This window comes from Methylobacterium sp. UNC378MF (assembly GCF_900103195.1).
In the GTDB taxonomy this organism is placed as follows: Bacteria; Pseudomonadota; Alphaproteobacteria; order Rhizobiales; family Beijerinckiaceae; genus Methylobacterium.
On sequence record NZ_FMWU01000008.1, the window covers coordinates 36,066 to 50,821 of the forward strand.

14 protein-coding genes and 1 tRNA gene are annotated in these 14,756 nt (G+C 68.4%); 8 read left to right on the plus strand and 7 right to left on the minus strand.

Translation table 11 applies throughout. From position 1 onward, the window contains the following. Position 1: 1 nt before the first annotated feature. Positions 2–439, plus strand: a complete 438-nt coding sequence (locus BLT59_RS10015) for a hypothetical protein (protein WP_139174044.1) — start codon at positions 2–4, stop codon at positions 437–439. Here the strand turns inward: BLT59_RS10015 and BLT59_RS10020 are convergent. Continuing rightward, positions 436–720 (minus strand): hypothetical protein, encoded by a 285-nt coding sequence (locus BLT59_RS10020; protein ID WP_091779000.1) that lies wholly within the window; start codon positions 718–720, stop codon positions 436–438. The two genes, BLT59_RS10015 and BLT59_RS10020, sit on opposite strands and share 4 nt — an antisense overlap. Next, a complete protein-coding gene (locus BLT59_RS10025) occupies positions 710–955 on the minus strand; it encodes a helix-turn-helix domain-containing protein (protein WP_091779002.1) in 246 nt (81 codons plus the stop codon). The genes BLT59_RS10020 and BLT59_RS10025 overlap by 11 nt, the downstream gene beginning before the upstream one ends. A 151-nt stretch (positions 956–1,106) precedes the next feature. Here BLT59_RS10025 and BLT59_RS10030 point away from each other — a divergent pair, with 151 nt between their 5' ends. From BLT59_RS10030 to BLT59_RS10040, 3 genes are read left to right on the plus strand one after another with little or no spacing between them, the layout of a single operon-like run. Then, positions 1,107–1,364: a hypothetical protein gene (locus tag BLT59_RS10030; RefSeq protein ID WP_091779003.1), complete on the plus strand. Its 258-nt coding sequence runs from the start codon at positions 1,107–1,109 to the stop codon at positions 1,362–1,364. An 11-nt stretch (positions 1,365–1,375) separates the two neighbouring features. Beyond that, on the plus strand, positions 1,376–2,233 hold the full coding sequence (locus BLT59_RS10035) for a hypothetical protein (protein WP_091779004.1): 858 nt from the start codon (positions 1,376–1,378) through the stop codon (positions 2,231–2,233). A 1-nt stretch (position 2,234) separates the two neighbouring features. Next, the gene (locus BLT59_RS10040; RefSeq protein WP_091779006.1) at positions 2,235–2,477 is read left to right on the plus strand and encodes a hypothetical protein; all 243 of its coding nucleotides are present in this window, start codon (positions 2,235–2,237) and stop codon (positions 2,475–2,477) included. Positions 2,478–2,634: 157 nt separating this feature from the next. Here BLT59_RS10040 and BLT59_RS10045 read toward each other — a convergent pair. The 3 genes from BLT59_RS10045 to BLT59_RS10055 form a co-directional block, all read right to left on the minus strand. Next, a tRNA-Lys gene (locus tag BLT59_RS10045) sits at positions 2,635–2,710 on the minus strand. A gap of 100 nt (positions 2,711–2,810) precedes the next feature. Then, the gene (locus BLT59_RS10050) at positions 2,811–4,376 is read right to left on the minus strand and encodes a 2-isopropylmalate synthase (RefSeq protein WP_091779008.1); all 1,566 of its coding nucleotides are present in this window, start codon (positions 4,374–4,376) and stop codon (positions 2,811–2,813) included. Between the two features lie 339 nt (positions 4,377–4,715). Next, the gene (locus BLT59_RS10055) at positions 4,716–5,477 is read right to left on the minus strand and encodes a hypothetical protein (protein WP_244513927.1); all 762 of its coding nucleotides are present in this window, start codon (positions 5,475–5,477) and stop codon (positions 4,716–4,718) included. 319 nt (positions 5,478–5,796) lie between these two features. On the opposite strand from BLT59_RS10055, the gene BLT59_RS10060 reads away from it, so the two are divergent. The 4 genes from BLT59_RS10060 to ubiB all read left to right on the plus strand — a co-directional run bounded on the left by BLT59_RS10060 (position 5,797) and on the right by ubiB (position 10,218). Then, positions 5,797–6,513, plus strand: a complete 717-nt coding sequence (locus BLT59_RS10060; RefSeq protein WP_244513928.1) for a carbonic anhydrase — start codon at positions 5,797–5,799, stop codon at positions 6,511–6,513. A 103-nt stretch (positions 6,514–6,616) separates the two neighbouring features. Next, positions 6,617–7,726: a 3-isopropylmalate dehydrogenase gene (gene leuB / locus BLT59_RS10065; protein ID WP_091779014.1), complete on the plus strand. Its 1,110-nt coding sequence runs from the start codon at positions 6,617–6,619 to the stop codon at positions 7,724–7,726. Positions 7,727–7,838: 112 nt separating this feature from the next. Continuing rightward, the gene (gene ubiE, locus BLT59_RS10070; protein WP_091779016.1) at positions 7,839–8,624 is read left to right on the plus strand and encodes a bifunctional demethylmenaquinone methyltransferase/2-methoxy-6-polyprenyl-1,4-benzoquinol methylase UbiE; all 786 of its coding nucleotides are present in this window, start codon (positions 7,839–7,841) and stop codon (positions 8,622–8,624) included. Between the two features lie 31 nt (positions 8,625–8,655). Continuing rightward, positions 8,656–10,218 carry a 2-polyprenylphenol 6-hydroxylase gene (ubiB, locus tag BLT59_RS10075; RefSeq protein ID WP_091779018.1) on the plus strand — a complete coding sequence of 521 codons (1,563 nt, stop codon included), beginning with the start codon at positions 8,656–8,658 and terminating at the stop codon, positions 10,216–10,218. A 137-nt stretch (positions 10,219–10,355) separates the two neighbouring features. Here ubiB and BLT59_RS10080 read toward each other — a convergent pair whose 3' ends face one another. Beyond that, entirely contained in the window at positions 10,356–13,310 is a 2,955-nt protein-coding gene (locus BLT59_RS10080) for a response regulator (RefSeq protein ID WP_175543989.1), read from the minus strand. Next, positions 13,307–14,539, minus strand: a complete 1,233-nt coding sequence (gene zapE, locus BLT59_RS10085; RefSeq protein ID WP_091779305.1) for a cell division protein ZapE — start codon at positions 14,537–14,539, stop codon at positions 13,307–13,309. The genes BLT59_RS10080 and zapE overlap by 4 nt, the downstream gene beginning before the upstream one ends. Positions 14,540–14,756 lie beyond the last annotated feature (217 nt).

Below are 14,756 nucleotides of genomic sequence, written 5' to 3' on the forward strand. Positions count from 1 at the left end.
CATGGACGAGCGGTCGTATCAGGGCATTCTGCAGCGCCGGCGCGAGCTTCAAGAGGAGCTTCGCGCTATCAACGACATCATCCATGGCTATGAGAGGTTGCAGCAGCTTCGCGCCGGCTCCGAAATCCGCGAGTTTGAGGCGATGTCTGCGCCGAGCGAGCCTAGGCGTCGCGAGCGCAACGTGTTTCCGCCGCGACACCTCGCTAATCTCGCCCGCAGCGAAATCCTGCGGGTCGGCCGCCCCATGACTCGTGGCGAGTTGGTTGCCGCCTTTGAGGCGTCAGGAATCCCACTTGCCGGCAAGGACAAACCGAAAAATATTGGCACCATCATGTGGCGCTTCAGGGATGAATTCCTGAATGTACCAGGCCAGGGCTATTGGCCGAAGGATGTGCCGAATGAGGCCGTCGAGGGGGCAGCCTCGGACAAGCTCGCCTAAGGCTTCAGCCGGGTCACCGCATTCTCAAGTCGCATGATCGCCTGATGAATGGCGTAGAGGTCGTGGCCTGTTGGTTTCGGCCTCAGTGCGCCCTCGATCCAGCCAAGCTGCTCAATGGCGTAGCGGTACCGCGGGTTGGTTACCCGGCGTGCCGAACGGCAAGTGCTCTGCATTGCCTTCACGATCTCGGTTGATCGCGATTGCTCGAACTCGGTGTAGAGCGCCCATAGCCGCTCATAGTGTTGCTGAAGCGTCGCAAAATCCCCGGCGTCAAACTCCATGGGGCGCCTCCGAAGGCTTCCTCAGCCGCACACCCGGACCCTCACCATTCTCGTCGATGAAGATGACGCCGGCGGTCTCCAGGGCAGCCTGTAGGGCCGCGACGGTTCGATCCTTAAGCGTATCGCCGCGCTCGAAGCGCGCCACGGTGTCAGCCGACACGCCTGCTGCAGCGGCAAGATCCCGGACGCCCAAGCCGAGCGCCGTTCGAGCCATCTTGCACTGGACAGCCTGCATTTCATAACCCTGTTACGATTTCGGTTGACGGCCGTCCGGGAGAGGCGTAATCATAACCTCGTTCCGATTTCGGAACAATAGATGGTTTCGGCGCTCTGCGCCGGCCTCTCCAGACATGCCCTGAAGCCTTCAGCCCCGGAGCACACCGGTTATGGCAATGCCCCCGCTCGCCCTGAAGCCGGCCCGCCGCCGGTCCGTCGCCACCCTCTACGCCAGCCCCCGCCCCGTCATTGAGACTGACGAGGCTGTCCCCGGCACCGTCGAGGCTTGGGAAGCCATCGCTCCCATCCGCCCCGACACCGCCCACGTTCGCGCCCCGCGCTTCCTCGACCTCGCCGGCGAGCTGCTGACCGCCACCCTCATCATCGCCGGGGGCGTGTTCGCCTACGGCTTCATACCTGTCGCTTGAGGGAGGCTGCCATGAGGAAGCCGAACACCGCGAAGGCCGCTCCGGAGGCGCGGGACCTCCGCCAGCGTGCCGCCCGGGCCCGCGACGCCGCCGGCCGGTTCATCAAGCGGCCCGTCGATGAGCTTCGCTTTGCGAGCCAGACCTTCACCGCGCCTAGTAGCACCGGGGCAATGGCAGCCTGGCACGCCGCCTGTCGCGAGCATTCAATTCGCACTGCGCCGCTGCAGGACTGCCCGGCGCTGATGCGTGAAAACGGCGACGTGTGGTCCACTCGGAGCCTCTTCCAGGCGCTGGAAGCTGGCGACATCACGGTATCCGAGTACGTCCGACTTCACCCGCTGGCGAGCGAGCGGGAGCTACGCTTTGCCCAAGTCGCGCACGAACTGAACCTCGGCAGCCTGTTCGCCTCGGCCTATGCGGACGAGTACCCGATCGAGAAGTTCGAGCCGGCTTCCGCCGAGGCTCCGACCAGGCACCAACTATCCCCGGACCGAGCCTGGGTCGTTGCGCAGGCCACTGCAGTGGACCTGTCTGACCTCACGATCGTGCAGCTACATAATCTGTACGACCACTTCGATGCGGTTGCAGAAATCTGGTGTGCCGTGAGCAGCCAGCCTTGGGCAAATAAGGATCGAGGGGGCTGGTTTCGGAACCTGAACGCCGGGGGGCGGATAGTCGACCGTGAGGAGGATCGGGCGGCCGAGATACGGAACCGCATAGCTGCAGAGATCCAGACCCGCACGCCTACCAGCGAGCTTGAGCGCGACTGGCGCCTCGAGACGCTGATCAAGTTCGAATTGCTGTGCGAGACTTCGTTGCGCCACGCCCCCGAACTGCGCGCCGAGATCGCCCAGGCATGGGGTGCATGAGATGGGCGACGTTCTGACTTTCAAGCGCCGCGCCAGGGCTGTGCCTGACACTCGCGCCCGCATTGAGGGCGCCCTGGCCTTGGCCCTAGATGCCGTTGACCACCTCGTGGCGGCCTTGGACGAGTTCGACGGGGATCCGGATCTCGAAGACGGAGGCGACGTGGAACCGAGCCTGGGCGCGCCCGAGGGGCATGCCTCTCAGGTCGTGTGGCTGCGTGGCGGCGACCACGATCTGGAATGGTGATGGAGAGCGAGCCGCACCCGGTTCGCTTAGACCTAGAGGCTGGGGTGCGGCATTTTTGATCGAAGCCACCCCGCTTCACGGTTACCCGTAGCGTTACCCGAGGGCTCCGAGTGTCCTCGGAGTTCGGTCGATTTGGCTTCTAAGTCCTTGAGATGCTTGGTGGGCGCACTAGGGTTCGAACCTAGGACCCGCTGATTAAGAGTCAGCTGCTCTACCAACTGAGCTATGCGCCCGATCGCGTCTGCGACCGCCCGGTGGCCACCAAGTCCGTCCGGGGTGGCGGGCTGATACCAACGCGGCCGGGGCGTGTCCACCCCCGGCCGCAGCTTTTTATCATTCCGCGGCCGCATGCTGTGCATGCACGCGCACGGAATGCGCCGAGAGCTTGTTCAGCGCCGAGAGATAGGCCTTTGCCGAGGCGACCAGCGTGTCCGGATCGGCGCCGCGGGCCGTGACGCTGCGCTCGCCGTCCCGCAGGCGCACGGAGACCTCCGCCTGCGCATCCGTGCCGCCAGTCACGGCGTGGACCTGATAGAGTTCCAGCTGTGCCTGATGCGGAACCAGCGCCGAGATCGCGTTGAAGACCGCATCCACCGGTCCGTTGCCGTCGGCCTCCTCGATCCGCGTGCCGGTCTCGTCGGCAATGCGCAGGGTCGCGCGCTGCGGCCCGCGGGTTCCTGCGATGACCGACAGGGAGACCAGCCGGATCCGGTCGTGGGCCGTGGCGAGGTTCTCGTCGACCAGCGCCTCGATATCCTCGTCGTAGACATGCTTCTTGCGGTCGGCGAGCGCCTTGAACCGCTCGAACGCGTCCTGGAACTGGTTGTCCGACAGGTGCAGGCCGAGATCCTCCAGCTTCGAGCGAAACGCCGCCCGGCCGGAATGCTTGCCCATCACCAGTGAGGTCTTGGTCAAGCCGACCGAGGCCGGGGTCATGATCTCGTAGGTCTCCGAATTCTTCAGCATGCCGTCCTGGTGGATGCCGCTCTCGTGCGCGAAGGCGTTGCGGCCAACGATCGCCTTGTTGAACTGGACCGGAAAATTCGTGGCGTGGCTCACGAGCTTCGAGGCGCGGGTGAGCATGGTCGACTCGACGCCGGTCTCGTAGGGCAGCACGTCCGCGCGGGTGCGCAACGCCATCACGATCTCCTCGAGCGCCGCATTGCCGGCCCGCTCGCCGATGCCGTTGATCGTGCACTCGACCTGCCGGGCGCCGCCCTCGATACCCGCCAGGGAGTTCGCGATCGCGAGACCCAGGTCGTTGTGGCAATGGACCGAGAACACGGCCTTGTCGGCGTTCGGCACGCGCTCGCGGACGTTCGCGAACATGTCACGGTATTCGGACGGCGTGGCGTAGCCGACCGTGTCCGGGAGATTGATCGTCGTGGCGCCGGCCTTGATCGCCGCTTCGACGCAGCGGCACAGATAGTCGAGGGGCGTGCGGGTCGCGTCCATCGCCGACCATTCCACGTCCTCGACGAGGTCGCGGGCTTGGGCCACGGTCTTCAGGATGATCTCGACCACTTCGTCCTGACTCTTGCGCATCTGGTGCGCGAGGTGGATCGGTGAGGTCGACACGAAGGTGTGGATCCGCGCGCGCTTGGCATGGCGCACGGCCTCGCCCGCCCGGGCGATGTCGGCCGGGATAGCGCGGGCGAGGCCCGCGATGGTCGCGCGCTTGGTCCGGCGGGCGATCTCCGAGACCGCCTCGAAATCGCCGTTCGAGGCGATGGGGAATCCAGCCTCGATGATGTCGACGCCCATCGTGTCGAGCAACTCGGCCACCGCGAGCTTCTCGTCGAAGGTCATGGTGGCGCCGGGGCATTGCTCGCCGTCGCGCAGCGTCGTGTCGAAGATGAGGATCCGGTCGCGGGCGGAGGGGGTGTTGGTCGTGGTCATGGCATTACCCTGTCGCGGGCCGCCCGGCTCGAGATGGCGCGGCGCGGCGTGGTGCCCTCACGGGCGGGTTCGCGAATGCAAGAACTCCCCTGAAGGCCCAGGCGCGCGCCCGGACGGCCCTCAGGGGCGGGTAAGCAGAAGCGGAAGAGCAAGCCCGACGCGACGCGCACGCGACCGCAGCGCCGTCTGGGCGGCGCGGGCGATCTCGGGCGCTGAGCCGGCTCTGGCCAAGGCTCGTCTCTCCTGTCGGCGACCCGCGCGGGATGGTCTCACGGCGCAGTGCCGCCCGTAGGTATCCCCGCAGCGGCCGGAACACAAGCGAGACCCGCGCCCGGCACGTCAGGAGGCACATGCGTATCTCGGAGTGGCCGCGTCGGGCTTCGGCTCCGCGAGGATTGCCGCTGCGAGATCGTCGTAGAACAGCATCTGCCCCGCGGCCCAATCCTCGAACTCCGTCAGCAGCGTCGGATCGAGTGCGGTCAGGCGGCTGTCGGCGATCCGGATCCATCCTGCCGCCTCCGCTTCCCCCAGCAGATTGCCGATATGGGCGCGGGACACGTTCAGCCGCTCAGCGAGGCCGCGCAGCTTCAGCGGCAATGCCGCGGGCGCGCCGGGGACGGTCGCTGCGTAATGGGCTCCGATGAGCGCTGTGAGCAGCGGGTACCCGCAGTCGCGGCTGGCGAAATGAAGAACCCGTGTGAACGGCGCGATAAGCGTGCCGTGCCGTAGGACATGCGCTGCCGCTCCGTGGACGAGTTCCCCGAGCCTGTCGGGATCGTCGAGCCGGGCCGCGCGGCCTGGATCGCGCCGGGCAACGGCATCCATGGCGGCGACGAACAGGCGCCCGGACCGCCCGATCTCGGTCACCAGTGCCGGCGAAGCCTGCAGGCATTTCACACGCCCATCCTCCCGATCCGCCACCGCGGTGACGAAACGCCCTGCCTTGAGCGCCGACACGAACCCGGCCGTTTGCCGGCGGCTCGATCCGACCATCGCCTGAAGGGCCGTTAGGGTCGGGCGCGGGCCGCCATGGTGACGCCAGGCGTAATCGTTGTGGATCAGCATGAACGAGACCACGTAGCGCCCAATCTGGTTGAGCATCTTTCGGGTCGGCCAAACAATCTGCGACGGCTCGATCATGCCCCGGCAATAACCGGCGACAGCCAGACGGAACTCGCGTTCGGATCGAAGCAGAGCGATCCGGGACCGAAAATGATCGTCCAACATTCGCGCCCCGCGCAAGCCGGACCCATGCCTCGCAATGCCCTGCACAGGGGCTCCGGTCCAGTAATTCCTGCAAAGTTTGGACTCGGCGGTGAAGAGCCGGTGAAGATACAGATTGGTTTGCTCGAATCTGCCCCGCCGGGACGAGCGGTGCGCCGGGCCTGGCCGGCTTGAAATGCGAAGGGGACCGTCACGCGTGTGCGATCTGCATCGACCCTCCCTGTCACGGCGCAGCCTTCTGACGGCCGTCGCCGTCGGCACCCTGGCCGGCGCCTCTGCCCGGCCGCAGCGCGCCGAGGCGGCCGCTGACGAAGCGCGGCCGAACGCCATCAAGCCCGAGGAAGCCCTGGCGCGGCTGCTCGACGGCAATGGCCGCTACGCGGCCAATGCCACCGTCAACAGGGATTTCTCGGCCGGTCGCGCCGCGCGGGCCGCCGCGCAATATCCGATCGCCTGCATCGTCGGCTGTGCCGACGCCCGGGTCGCCCCCGATTTCATCTTCGATCAGGGACCGGGCGATCTGTTCGTCGTCCGCGTCGCCGGCAACTTCGTCAACACAGACGGCCTTGCCAGTCTCGAATACGGCGTCTCGATTCTGGGCGCGCCGCTGATCCTCGTCCTCGGCCATTCCGAATGCGGCGCCGTGAAGGCGACGATCGATGTCATGAAGACCAAGGCCGTGCTGCCCGGCCACCTCCCGGCGCTCATCGATGCGATTCGCCCTGCGGTCGATCTGGCCGAGAAGGCGCGGGCGCAGGATCCCCTCGCCGAGGCCATTGCCCAGAATGTCCGGCACACCGTGCGACGGCTGGAGCAGGCCGGGCCGATCATTGCGGAGGCCGTCGCCGCCAAGCGGGTGAAGGTCGCGGGCGGCTTCTACGACATCGCCACCGGCAAGGTCGCGCTCATCTGACAGGATGGCGCCGCGCCACGGCGTTCAAGGGAGCGCCTTGCCAATGACGGTCCCGCCTCGATAAAGCCCGCCGGCACGTCGAGACCAAACCCGCGAGACCGCCATGGCCAGCTACAAGCTCCTGCTCCTCCCCGGCGACGGGATCGGTCCGGAAGTCGCGGGCGGCATGCAGGTCGTGCTGGACGCCCTCAAGGAGACTGGTCTCGCCACCTTTGAGACCGAGACGGATCTCGTCGGCGGCTGCGCCCTCGATGCCCATGGCCGCCCGCTCGCGGACGCGACCCTGGAGCGCGCCAAGGACGCGGATGCCATCCTGCTCGGGGCGGTCGGAGGCCCGAAATGGGCCGGTGTCGCTTACGAGAACCGCCCGGAGGCCGGTCTTCTGCGCCTGCGCAAGGAACTCGACCTCTTCGCCAACCTGCGCCCGGCGATCTGTTACCCGGCGCTGGCCGAGGCCTCCGCGCTCAAGCGCGAGCTGGTCGAGGGTCTCGACATCATGATCGTCCGGGAGCTGACCGGCGGCGTCTATTTCGGTGAGCCGAAGGAGATCACCACGCTGGAGGACGGCTCCAAGCGGGCGGTCGACACCCAGGTCTACACGACGGCCGAGATCGAGCGGATCGCCCATGTGGCCTTCGACCTCGCCGGCAAGCGCTCGGGCCGGGTCGCCTCCGCCGAGAAGCACAACGTGATGAAGTCGGGCGTCCTCTGGAAGGAGGTCGTCACCCAGGTCCATGCCGAGCACTACGCCGACCTGCAGCTCGAGCACATCCTGGCCGACAATTGCGCCATGCAGCTGGTGCGCCGGCCCAAGCAGTTCGACGTGCTGGTGACCGACAACCTGTTCGGCGACGTGCTCTCCGACATCGCCGCCATGCTCACCGGCTCCCTCGGCATGCTGCCCTCGGCCTCGCTCGGCGCCGTCGACGAAAGCGGCCTGCGCCGCGCGCTCTACGAGCCGGTCCACGGTTCGGCTCCCGACATCGCCGGCCAGGACAAGGCCAACCCGATCGCCATGATCGGATCGCTCGCCATGTGCCTGCGCTATTCCTTCGGCCTCGGCGATGCCGCCGATGCGCTGGACGGCGCCATCACGGACGCGCTCGCGGGCGGCGCGCGCACGGCCGACATCGCCGGCGAGGGCACGAACCCCATGGGCACCCGGGCCATGGCCGCCGCGGTGGCAGACGCGCTCCGGGCGCGGGCCGGCTGAGACACGACTTTGCGCGTCGCAGCACCGGCGTCGATCCCCAGCCGCGTGTTTCGACGCATGGCGGCCGGGCCCGACCTTCGCTATGACGCGCCCATCGAGGATTGGGAGCGTCATGAAGGCCGGAGACGGGGCGTCTGAGCGCGCGAGCGCGGATTTCGGCTTCGAGCGCGTGGCGCTCGACGAGAAGCAGGGGCGCGTCGACAGCGTCTTCCACTCGGTCGCCCGCCGCTACGACATCATGAACGACCTGATGTCGGCGGGCCTCCACCGGGCCTGGAAGGCGCAGCTCGTCTCGATGCTGCGCCCGTCGCAGACCCGCGCCTTCGCGCATCTCGACGTCGCCGGCGGCACCGGCGACGTGGCCTTTCGGGTTCTGGCTGCGGGCGGACCGCGCACCCGGGTCACGGTTCTCGACATCAACGAATCGATGCTGCGGGTCGGCGCAGAGCGGGCCCGGGAGCGCAAGGTCGACGAGGATGGCGATCGGATCGCGTTCGTGACCGGAAACGCCGAGACGCTGCCGCTGCCGGACGCCACCTTCGACGCCTACACGATCGCCTTCGGCATCCGGAACGTGCCGCGGATCGAGACGGCGCTCGCCGAGGCGCGGCGGGTCCTGAAGCCAGGCGGGCGCTTCCTGTGCCTGGAATTCTCCGCGGTGGACATCCCGCTGCTCGACCGGATCTACGACGCCTACTCGTTCAACGTGATCCCGCGCATCGGCGCCCGGGTGGCCGGCGATGCCGAGTCCTACCGCTACCTCGTCGAGTCGATCCGGAAGTTCCCGACTCGCGGCGCCTTCGCGGGCATGATCGAGCGCGCCGGCTTCCGGCACGTCACCGACCGGCCGCTCACGGGCGGGATCGTGGCGATCCATTCGGGCTGGAAGGTCTCTTGACCGCCGCCGCGCGCGACGGGGGCCAGCACCGGTGATCAGCGCCGCCATCAACCTGTTCCGCGGCGCGCGGGTCGGCTTCGTGCTGGCGCGTGAGGGGGCCCTCGCCTTCGCCGATCCCGCTGAGCTGCCGCCGCATCTGCGCCTCGCCCTACGGATGGGGCGCTCCCTCGAGCGGCCCGGTCTCGACGACGGCGCCGCCCGGCTCTCTGCGGCAATGACCCGCCTCGGTCCCTCCTACGTCAAGTTCGGCCAGTTCCTGGCGACGCGGCCGGACATCGTCGGCGTGCGGGCCGCGTTCGACCTGGAGAAGCTGCAGGACCGGGTGCCGCCCTTCCCGCAGGAGATCGCGCTCCGCACCGTCGAGACGGCGCTGGGCAAGCCGGTCGACCAGCTGTTCGTCTCGTTCAGCGACCCGATTGCCGCCGCCTCGATCGCGCAGGTCCACAAGGCGATCGTCCGGGATGCCGACGGCACGGAGCGCGCCCTCGCCGTGAAGGTGATGCGGCCGGGCGTCCGCGAGCGCTTCATGCGCGACCTCGAGGTCATGCGCTTCATGGCCCGGGTGGTGCACGCCCTGTCGCCGCAGGCGGAGCGGCTTCGTCCCCGCGAGGTGGTGGAGATCCTCGCCCGCTCGGTGCTGATGGAGATGGATTTCCGCCTGGAGGCGGCCGCCGCCTCGGAACTCGCGGAGAACACTAAGGACGACCTCGATTTTCGCGTACCGAAGCCCGAATGGGAGCTGACCGCCCGCGAGGTGCTGTCGGCCGAGTGGATCGACGGGACACGCCTGCACAGCGCGGCGGAACTGGCCGCGCAGGGGCATGATCCGCAGACCATCGGGCGGACGGTCATCCAGAGCTTCCTGCGGCACGCGATCCGCGACGGTTTCTTCCACGCCGACATGCACCAGGGGAACCTGCTGGTCGATGCCGAGGGCCGGCTGGTGGCGGTCGATTTCGGCATCATGGGCCGCCTCGGCCCCAATGAGCGCCGGTTCCTCGCCGAGATTCTGCTTGGTTTCATCCTGCGCGACTATCGCCGGGTGGCGAAGGTCCATTTCGAGGCGGGCTACGTGCCGGCCCACCACTCCGTGGAGGATTTCGCGCAGGCGATCCGCGCGATCGGCGAGCCGATCCACCAGCGCCGGGCCGACGAGATCTCGATGGCCAAGGTCCTGACCCTGCTGTTCGACATCACGGCGCTGTTCGACATGAGCACCCGCACCGAGCTGGTGATGCTCCAGAAGACCATGGTGGTGGTGGAGGGCGTGGCCCGCTCCCTCGACCCGCGCCTGGACATGTGGACCACCGCCGAGCCGGTCGTGCGTGCCTGGATCGCCCGCAACATGGGCCCGGTCGGCCGGGCGCAGAGTGGGCTTGAGGCCCTGCGGGTGGTCTCCGACGTGGTCGGCGACATTCCGGACCTCGCCATGCGGTTGAAGCGCGTGCTCGTGCGCCTCGACGAGGCCGGCACGGGCGATGCCCGCCGCCTGGAGCGCTTCGCCCGCAATGAGCGGTACCGGGCGATCTGGTCGACGCTGGCCCTGTGGGGTATCGCCATCGGGGCGCTGATGCTGGCGTTCCAGGGACGCTGAGCACGCATTTGGCGCTCAATCGGTGGCCATGAGTGCGCAGCGTCGGTGCGCGCGCAGCGAAGCGCCCCGGATAGACGGGCGCGTCGCAGATCCCGGATAGGTGGATCGCTGCGCTCCGGCTCCAAAGCGGGTGCCGGTCAGTCCGCATTTTCCGTTGCCGGGATCAGCGCACGCAGCTCGCGGGCGAGTTCGTTGAGCCCAGTCGAACCCTTGGCGAGTACCCGGTCGGCTTGGCCCGCCAGCCGCCGGCGATCCTCGGCCGTGATGTCCTTGGCGGTGAGCACCACCACCGGCACGTCCCGGCTGTCCCGGCGGGCTCGGAGCGCCCGCAGGAAGGCAAAACCGTCCATCTCCGGCATCATCAGGTCCAGGAGGATGAGGCAGGGCCGCTCCGCCTCAAGGACCGCTAGGGCGCGCAGCCCGTTCTCGGCCTCGCGGACCGGAAACCCTTCGCGCGCGAGATAAGCGCAGACATGCCCCCGCACGTCGGCCTCGTCCTCCACGACGAGGATCGGACCATCGCCGCCTGCGGGGCGGAAGCGGTCGACGATCTGGCGCAGGTTTCCCCAGTCGATCGGCTTCTGCAGGTAGTCGGTGGCGCCGAGCGAGAAGGCGAGGTTCTGCTCGTCCAAAACCGTCACCATCACGATCGGCGTCGCGCCGATCTCGGGATCCGCCCGGATGGCCCGCAGCACCGCCCATCCGTCCAACTGCGGCATGGTCACGTCGAGGAGCACGGCCCTCGGATGCAGGCTGCGGGCGAGATCAAGCCCCCTCCGCCCATCCTCGGCGACCGTTACCGAGAAGCCCTCGCGCTCAAGGAAGCGCGCGAGCAGATCCCGGGTCGCGGCGTCGTCGTCGACCACCAGGATGGTCCCACGGTCGCCGGGACCCGGTCCGACCGCGTCGGCTCCCTCGGCCGCGCCGGATTCGAAGCGGGACGGCAGCGTCAGCGTGAAGGTGGTGCCCTGCCCTTCCCGGCTCGCCACGGTAATGGCGCCGCCCAGCATCTCGGCGAAGGCCCGGGTGATCGCGAGGCCGAGCCCGGTGCCGCCGAAGCGGCGCGTGGTGGAGGCGTCGGCCTGGGTGAAGCGCTCGAACAGCTTGCCCACTTGCTCCTGTGTCATGCCGATGCCGGTATCTGTCACGGAGAAGCGCAGCGTGCCGTCGGCACGGTCGACCGCCAGGCTGATCCGGCCGTTCTCGGTGAACTTCGCGGCGTTGCTCAGCAGGTTGATCAGGCACTGGCGCAGCTTGGTGACGTCCGTGTGGGCGCTGCCCAGACCCGCTTCCAGCTCCAGCGCCAGGGCGTTGCCCTTTTTGGCGACGAGACCCTCGACGGTGACGGCCACCTCCTGCACGACGGCGGCGACGTCGAAATCCTCCGCGTAGATCTCGACCCGGTCGGCCTCGATCTTCGAGATGTCGAGCACGTCGTTGATCAGCCCGAGGAGGTGCCGGGCATTGGTCTCGATCTTCTTCATGTCGGCGACCAAGTCCGCCTCGCCGATATCCTCCAGTTCCTCCTGCACCATCTCGGAATAGCCGATCACCGCCGAGAGCGGGGTCCGGAGCTCGTGGCTCATATTGGCCAGGAACTGGCTCTTGGCCGCGTTCGCGGCCTCGGCGGCTGCCCGCGCCGCCTCGATCGCAGCCTCGGCTTCCTTGCGCTCGGTGATGTCCGTATGGGTCCCGACCCATTCGCGCAGGGTTCCGTCGGATTCGAGGATCGGAACGGCGCGCACGCTCATGTGCCGGTAAGCCCCGGTGGCGGCGCGGATCCGGTGCTCCGTGGCATAGGGCTCCTGGCTGCTCACCGCGCGAGACCAGGCCGCCCGGGTGTGTGGGCGATCCTTCGGGTGGACCACGTCCAGAAATCCGAGCCCCGAATAGGCGGTCTCGTCCTGGCCGGTGAAGCGGCTCCAGGCCGTTTGACGGCGCTGCAGGCTCCCCTCCGGATTGGCGGTCCAGACGATGGCTGCGCTAGCCTCGATCAGCGAGCGGAAGCGCTCCTCGCTGCGGCGCAGCCGGTTCTCCGCGAGGTGGCGGATGGTCTCGTCGACTACCACGAGGCCGACGCCCTCGACGCTTTGGGCGGCTGCCGCATTCTCCTCGCCTCGCAGCGGATAAAAGCTCATCGAGAAGTGCCGCACGCCCCCCGGGGCCGAAGGGGCGGGCACCGCCACCGGGACGTTGGGCGAGACCAGTCCTTCGTTCAGGGCCGCGGCGAGCTTCGGGGCGAGTTCTTCCCGCAGGGTCGGAAGCATAGCCCAGATCGGTGCTCCGAGGTCGGCACCGAAACCGCGCTCGCTCATGGTGGCGAGTGCCCGGTTCATGTGCCGGATCTTCAGGTTGCGATCGAGGAAGCCGAGGCCCACCGGCGCGTTGGCGAGCACGCCGTCGAGGAGGCGCGACATGCGCAGGGATTCCTGGCGCCGCACCAGGGCGAGGCGGGCGAGCAACACGATCGCCCCCAGCGCCGCTGCCCCGGAGAGCAGGAACAGCAGGAGCCCGCGCCAGCCTTCGCGCGTCTGCAGGGTCGCGAGCTGTTCCAGGGTCGCGGCTTGACGGGCGGCCGCCTCGGCACGGATCGCATCCATCAGACGCTTGCCTTCGCCGGTGCGGACGAGGTTGATGGCGGCGTCGAAGCCCTGATTCCGTCGCGCCGCCACCACCCTTGCAGCGTAGTCGCGCTTCTGTGCGATCAATCCGGCGAGGGACGGGCCGCCGGCGCGGACCGAATCCTGCGCGGCCGCGCCGAGACCGGTGAGTTCCGTGTCGATCTTGGTGAGGGCTGTCGTGTACGGAGTGAGATAATCCTCGCTGCCGACCAGGACGAAGCCGCGCTCCCCCGTCTCCAGGTCCTTGACCTCGGAGATCAGGCGCTCGATCCCGGCGATTGTGGCGTTCGCCCGGGCGGTCGCGGCCCGGTCGGTCTCGCCGGTGACGTAATTGGCCGTGCCGCTGCCCAGGGCCACGATCAGCAGGATGAAAGCCGCCGGGGAGCCCAGGAGCCAGCCCAGCGGGCCGGCGCCGCGCCAGTTCCGGCGGCGGAGGCCGAAGATCGATCCGGCGCGCGAAGGGGCGCTCACGTTTCCACCAATCCGGTGCTGGCACCGGACGCTTCGGAGTCTGGCCGGCCATGCGGCTGGGCAAGATATTCCCGCGACCGCATCTCGATGAGGCGTGAAACGGTTCGATCGAACTCGAAGGCCTCCCGGCCGGTCTCGGCGGTGTAGAGGTCCTGCGCCTCGGCGGCCGCGGAGGCCACGAGCTTTACGTGCCGGTCGTAAAGCGTGTCGACCAGCGTGATGAACCGCTTGGCCTCGTTCCTCTCCGCCTCACCCATCACCGGGATCCCGTCCAGGATCACCGTGTGGTAGGCTCGGGCGAGCGCCATGTAGTCCGAGGCGCCCAGCGGCTTGCGGCAGAGGTCGTCGAAGCCGAACCGGGCCACGCCGGTCGCCTGCTCCGGGACGTCCACGACTCGGCCATGCACCGTGACCGTGGCCGGCAGGCCCCGCGCCTTTCCGGTCAGTCCCTTGAAGGCCGCATCCAGCGCCGCGCGCGCCGCTGCGTCGGCGGGGACGTGATAGACGGCCGCGCCGCCAAGCTTCTCCAGCCGGAAGTCGGTCCGGGAATCGAGCCGGACGACGTCGACGCGCTCCTTCAGGGTCGCGATGAAGGGCAGGAACAGCGCCCGGTTGAGCCCGCCCTCGTAGAGGCGATCCGGCTCGACGTTCGAGGTTGCAACGACGGTGACGCCCCGCCGGAACAGATGGTTGAACAGGCGTCCCAGAATCATCGCGTCGGCGATGTCGGTGACCGTGAACTCGTCGAAGCACAGCAGGGTCGCTTCGTCGGCGAGCTGGTCGGCCACCGGACCGATCGGGTCGTCACCTTTCACGGTGCCCGCCTTCAGTGCCTGTCGATAGGCGTGGATGCGCTCGTGCGCGTCGGCCAGGAAACCGTGAAAATGGACGCGTCGCTTCGGTTCCGGGGCCGCCTCGTGGAACAGGTCCATGAGCATGGTCTTCCCGCGTCCGACCGAACCCCAGATGTAAAGGCCCTTGATCGCGTCCGCTTCATCCTTGCGCCGGAACAGCCAGCCCAGGGCGCTCGTCTTGCTGGCGCGCTTGCGGCGCTGCAGATCCAGAACCAGGCGGTCGAGGGCGCGCACCAAATGTCCCTGGGCCGGATCGCGCTCGACGGCGCCGGTGGCGACGAGCGCCTCGTAGCGCTCGTGGACCGGCCCGGGCGAGACCGCGCCGGCCCGCGCCGCCGGCGACGGGGCGATGTGCTTGCCGGATCTGTCGTTCACGCCGCCGGTCCCTCGCTGCTGGTCGCGGCACCGGTTCGGCACCCCCTGCGCCCGCGTGGCGGTCAACGACCCGGGGCCCGTTCCAGTGCCGCGCAAGCTCAGCCGGAATCAAGCCCGAGGCCGAACAGCCGCAGGCAAGCGTCCCATCGCTCGTCCCATCGCTCGCGCGCATGGCAGGCACGCGGGAGGCCGACTGGGCGCTCTGCTGCATTGCACA

What these genes read in the sequence shown, in the direction of transcription:
- BLT59_RS10055 (WP_244513927.1), bottom strand. Translation starts at nt 5,477, where the DNA reads ATGCTCAACCAGATTGGGCGCTACGTGGTCTCGTTCATGCTGATCCAC.
- BLT59_RS10050 (WP_091779008.1), bottom strand. Translation starts at nt 4,376, where the DNA reads ATGACCACGACCAACACCCCCTCCGCCCGCGACCGGATCCTCATCTTC.
- leuB (WP_091779014.1), top strand. Translation starts at nt 6,617, where the DNA reads ATGGCCAGCTACAAGCTCCTGCTCCTCCCCGGCGACGGGATCGGTCCG.
- BLT59_RS10035 (WP_091779004.1), top strand. Translation starts at nt 1,376, where the DNA reads ATGAGGAAGCCGAACACCGCGAAGGCCGCTCCGGAGGCGCGGGACCTC.
- BLT59_RS10025 (WP_091779002.1), bottom strand. Translation starts at nt 955, where the DNA reads ATGCAGGCTGTCCAGTGCAAGATGGCTCGAACGGCGCTCGGCTTGGGC.
- BLT59_RS10040 (WP_091779006.1), top strand. Translation starts at nt 2,235, where the DNA reads ATGGGCGACGTTCTGACTTTCAAGCGCCGCGCCAGGGCTGTGCCTGAC.
- ubiE (WP_091779016.1), top strand. Translation starts at nt 7,839, where the DNA reads ATGAAGGCCGGAGACGGGGCGTCTGAGCGCGCGAGCGCGGATTTCGGC.
- BLT59_RS10030 (WP_091779003.1), top strand. Translation starts at nt 1,107, where the DNA reads ATGGCAATGCCCCCGCTCGCCCTGAAGCCGGCCCGCCGCCGGTCCGTC.
- BLT59_RS10015 (WP_139174044.1), top strand. Translation starts at nt 2, where the DNA reads ATGGACGAGCGGTCGTATCAGGGCATTCTGCAGCGCCGGCGCGAGCTT.
- BLT59_RS10020 (WP_091779000.1), bottom strand. Translation starts at nt 720, where the DNA reads ATGGAGTTTGACGCCGGGGATTTTGCGACGCTTCAGCAACACTATGAG.